This is a genomic window from Anoxybacillus sp. TBDG-1 (assembly GCF_054815885.1).
Map to the genome: position 1 here is coordinate 1 of NZ_JBTZSY010000083.1, position 4,261 is coordinate 4,261.

The 4,261-nt window shown below is 40.2% G+C and carries 5 protein-coding genes; 2 read left to right on the top strand and 3 right to left on the bottom strand.

Features of this window, described 5'->3' with window-relative positions:
• Positions 1–61: 61 nt before the first annotated feature.
• On the bottom strand, positions 62–1,009 hold the full coding sequence (locus tag ACYQY7_RS13675; protein ID WP_461202882.1) for a 4-hydroxy-3-methylbut-2-enyl diphosphate reductase: 948 nt from the start codon (positions 1,007–1,009) through the stop codon (positions 62–64).
• Positions 1,010–1,076: 67 nt separating this feature from the next.
• Complete coding sequence (vrrA, locus tag ACYQY7_RS13680) at positions 1,077–1,538, bottom strand: VrrA/YqfQ family protein (RefSeq protein ID WP_461202884.1); 462 nt, start codon at positions 1,536–1,538, stop codon at positions 1,077–1,079.
• A 155-nt stretch (positions 1,539–1,693) separates the two neighbouring features.
• On the opposite strand from vrrA, the gene ACYQY7_RS13685 reads away from it, so the two are divergent.
• The gene (locus tag ACYQY7_RS13685; RefSeq protein ID WP_461202886.1) at positions 1,694–2,974 is read left to right on the top strand and encodes a DEAD/DEAH box helicase; all 1,281 of its coding nucleotides are present in this window, start codon (positions 1,694–1,696) and stop codon (positions 2,972–2,974) included.
• Between the two features lie 13 nt (positions 2,975–2,987).
• Positions 2,988–3,875, top strand: a complete 888-nt coding sequence (locus tag ACYQY7_RS13690; protein ID WP_461202888.1) for a deoxyribonuclease IV — start codon at positions 2,988–2,990, stop codon at positions 3,873–3,875.
• Positions 3,876–3,898: 23 nt separating this feature from the next.
• On the opposite strand, the gene ACYQY7_RS13695 is transcribed toward ACYQY7_RS13690, so the two are convergent.
• Positions 3,899–4,153 carry a DUF2624 domain-containing protein gene (locus tag ACYQY7_RS13695; protein ID WP_461202890.1) on the bottom strand — a complete coding sequence of 85 codons (255 nt, stop codon included), beginning with the start codon at positions 4,151–4,153 and terminating at the stop codon, positions 3,899–3,901.
• Positions 4,154–4,261: the final 108 nt, after the last annotated feature.

A 4,261-nucleotide genomic window follows, 5' to 3' on the forward strand; every position in this document is an offset into this window, starting at 1 on the left:
TCACGAGGAAAGTGAACTTTTTCTTGACGTCCTACTTTTTCAACACTTTGAAAAAAGAGGCTTATTCGCCTCTTTTTTTTACTTTTGGTAAAATTTTTGTTAGCGGTACTTTTCTTTCTCGTTTCCATGTTTCAGGATTGTTTGGATCAAACTGTTCTAAAAAGTCGATGACTTCTTTTGTAATGGGTGTTGGTGTAGATGCTCCGGCAGTCACCGCTACTTTTTTCGCATTTTTAATCCATTCGATGTCGATTTCAGTCACGTCTGCAACACGATATGCTTTCGTTCCAGCAATTTCTTCAGACACTTGTGCGAGTCGATTGGAATTATTGCTTCTTGGGTCACCGACAACGATCGTCACATCCGCTTCTTTTGCTTGTTCAGCGACCGCTTCTTGCCGTACTTGTGTCGCTAAGCAAATTTCGCGGTGCATTTCGACATACGGATATTTTTTTTTTACTTTTTCCATAATATGTGCCACGTCCCATTGACTCATTGTCGTTTGGTTTGTCACAATAATGTGTTTCGATTGAATATTCAGTTGTTCTACATCTTCAGGTTTTTCAATTAAATGAACAGCATGTGGTGCAACGCCAATTGCCCCTTCAGGCTCAGGATGTCCTTTTTTGCCGATGTAAATGACTTCATATCCGTTCGCTACCTTTTCGCGAATAAGATCGTGTGTTTTTGTCACATCTGGGCATGTAGCATCAATCGTGACAAGTCCTTTTTCTCGTGCTCGATGTTTTACTTCAGGAGAAACACCGTGGGCGGTAAAAATAACTGTGCCGTGCTCGATGTTTTCTAAAATTTCGAGTCGATTCGGACCGTCAAGCGTAATAATTCCTTCTTCAGCGAATGCATCGGTTACATGTTTATTATGAACGATCATGCCTAAAATGTAGATCGGTCTTGGTAATGTTGGATCGAGCGCAGCGTTGCGGGCGATAACCATCGCATCAACGACTCCGTAACAATATCCGCGTGGCGTAATTTTAATGACTTCCATATGGATCGCTCCTTCTTGGCGTGTTTGTCGTATTCATTATATAAAAGAAGGAGCGAACATACAAAAGTTAAATATATAGTTTTGGTACAGACTTCCCTTTTTCATTCGCTTTTTCTTCTTTTTGTTCGCGCTTTGTTGGAACGGGACGTTGTTTTTTCGATGATTGCTGTTCAGTTTGTTTTTCGGTTGTTGCCGCACTTGTTGCATTTGCCGTTTCAGTTGTTTCGTTTGTGTTGTCAGATTGTTTTAATTCACGAAAAATCCGCATCATCGATGGTACGCTTTTAATGAGTGGACCGTATTGTTGTACCATCGGTGTAATCGTTTGGATCATGTTTAACATCTTTTGTACATTTGTTAACATCGAATCAATATTTGGTAATGCTCCACCAGCACCAAATGTTTGTGTAGGAAGTTGGCTACCGAACAATCGCGAAAACATGCCTCCTTGTGCTTGTCGCATCATCGGTTGTTGCCACATGGGTGGCATCGGTGGACGTGAAGGTGGAAACATAAATGAACGTCGCAATGAAGTTCCTCCTTTCTTTACGTGGTAAAGCTTTTTGCTCATTTTATCTATATTACGATATGCAAGAAAGCTCATATAGTTGAATGAACGGTTTATGTTCGTATATAATATGTAACTGGTCTATTTTTATTGAATGAGAAAGGGGATGAGAAGCGATGTTTGAACGTTTTCCGTTTCATCCGTTTATTATAGAGGCGATTCAACATTTAAAGTTTCATAAGCCGACACCTGTTCAAGAGCGTGTCATTCCTGCTGTGTTGCGTGGTGAAAGTGTCATCGGCCAATCGCAAACAGGAACAGGGAAGACACATGCTTATTTATTGCCAATTATTCAGCGTATTGATCCACGTGTACACGAAGTACAAGCGGTAATTACTGCACCGACGCGTGAATTGGCGACGCAAATTTATCATGAAGTATTAAAAATTGTGAAGTTTTGTCCGAATGATCACCGCATTACAGTTCGATGTTTTGTCGGTGGAACAGATAAGTTGCGTTCGATTGAAAAATTGAAAACGCAACCTCATCTTATCATTGGTACACCAGGGCGCATTGATGATCTCGTTCGCGAACAAGCGTTATTTGTCCATACAGCTCGCATGCTCGTCGTTGACGAAGCAGATGTCATGCTTGATATGGGGTTTATTGCAGATGTTGATCGCGTCGCAGGCCGTATGCCTGAAGATTTACAAATGCTTGTTTTTTCTGCAACAATTCCAGAAAAGTTAAAGCCGTTTTTGAAAAAGTATATGGAGAATCCGACTCATATTCATATCGCACCAAAACAAGTCGCTGCATCAACGATTGAACATATTTTAATTCCTCTTCGTCATCGCGATCGTTTGCAACTTTTACATGATATATTAGTTGCCTACAACCCATATTTAGCTATCGTGTTCGTAAATACGAGAAAAGCAGCTGACGAAGTAGCAAACGGTTTAATTGATAAAGGATTAAAAGTAGGCGTGTTACATGGAGATTTAACGCCACGCGAACGGAAAAAAATGATGAAAGCGATTCGTGATTTGCAATTTCAATATATTGTTGCGACGGATTTAGCGGCGCGTGGAATTGATATTGAGGGCGTCAGCCACGTCATTAACTATGAATTGCCGTCAGACGTAGATTTTTATGTTCATCGCGCTGGTCGAACAGGGCGTGCAGGTTATGCCGGCATTGCGGCAACGATTTATGAATCATCAGATCAACATGCGCTAGTCAAGTTAGAAAAGAAAGGCATTCATTTTCTCCATCGTGATTTGCGCCATGGTGAATGGATCGAACTTGATGCATGGAACGGACGGAAAAAAGAGAAAAAAGTTGATGAAGTAGAGCAACTCGTTGAAAAAATAGCGAAAAAACAAAAGAAAGTGAAGCCGGGATATAAGAAAAAATTGCGAGAACAATTAAAAAAACAAAGAGCGAAAAAGAAATGAGGGAGAGAAAGACGTGTTAAAAATTGGTTCACACGTATCGATGAGCGGAAAAGAAATGTTGTTAGCCGCGAGTAAAGAAGCGGTATCGTATGGGGCAAATACGTTTATGATTTATACGGGAGCACCGCAAAATACAAGGCGTAAACCGATTGAACAGCTAAACATCGACAAAGGAATTGCCCATATGAAAGAGCACGGCATTACTGAAATTGTCGTACATGCCCCGTACATTATTAATATTGGTAATACGATAAATGCGGATACGTTTTCACTTGGCGTTTCTTTTTTATGTTCAGAAATTGAACGAACGGAAGCGATCGGTGCCAAGCAGCTCGTTCTTCATCCCGGTGCACATGTCGGTGCAGGAATTGAGGCAGGGATAGCTAAAATTATAGAAGGATTAAACGAAGTAATCACGCCCGATCAACAAGTGCAAGTGGCATTAGAAACGATGGCTGGAAAAGGATCGGAATGTGGAAGTCGTTTTGAAGAGTTAGCGAAAATTATTGACGGTGTGACACATAACGATAAATTGTCTGTTTGTTTCGATACGTGTCATACGCATGATGCTGGATACGATATTGTTAACGATTTTGATGGCGTGTTAGAACAATTTGATCGCATCATTGGGCTTGACCGTCTCAAAGTATTGCATATTAATGATAGTAAAAATGCTTGTGGAAGCCGTAAAGATCGTCATGAAAATATCGGTTTTGGTCATATCGGTTTTGACGCATTAAATTACATTGTGCATCATCCGCAGCTTATGCATGTGCCGAAAATTTTAGAAACGCCGTATGTCGGCGAGAAAGCGTCTGCGAAGCCACCATATAAATTTGAAATTGCGATGTTGCGTGCACAACAGTTTGATCCGAACGTTCGAGAAAAAATTGTTGAGTAGAAGGCTGTCCGTAGGCAGCCTTCTTACTGTATAAATTGGCGAATGAAGTCATTGGCTTGTTTAGCGAGTTGTGGTGATGTGCGCTGGGCAAGTTCACGAATCCAGTTTTTTCTTTCTTGTTCATTAAACATATCAATCGTTTTTTCACGCATCATTTGAACAATCGCTTCTGCATCTCTTGGCGAGAGCGAAACGTCATATTGTTTTGCATACGTCATTAACTCGTTTGCGGTAATGGATTTCATTTTATGTTGAACGATTTTATGATATACATTCACCTCATATCCCTCCTTGTTTACGATATGAACGGGAAAAGGAAGGTGTGCAATGATATGGATAATAAAATTAACCAAATAAATAAAAATAATTAAAAATTTTTATAAAAA

Excerpts from the sequence above, each read along its gene's own strand:
- ACYQY7_RS13685 (WP_461202886.1), top strand. The coding sequence starts at position 1,694 with ATGTTTGAACGTTTTCCGTTTCATCCGTTTATTATAGAGGCGATTCAA.
- ACYQY7_RS13675 (WP_461202882.1), bottom strand. The coding sequence starts at position 1,009 with ATGGAAGTCATTAAAATTACGCCACGCGGATATTGTTACGGAGTCGTT.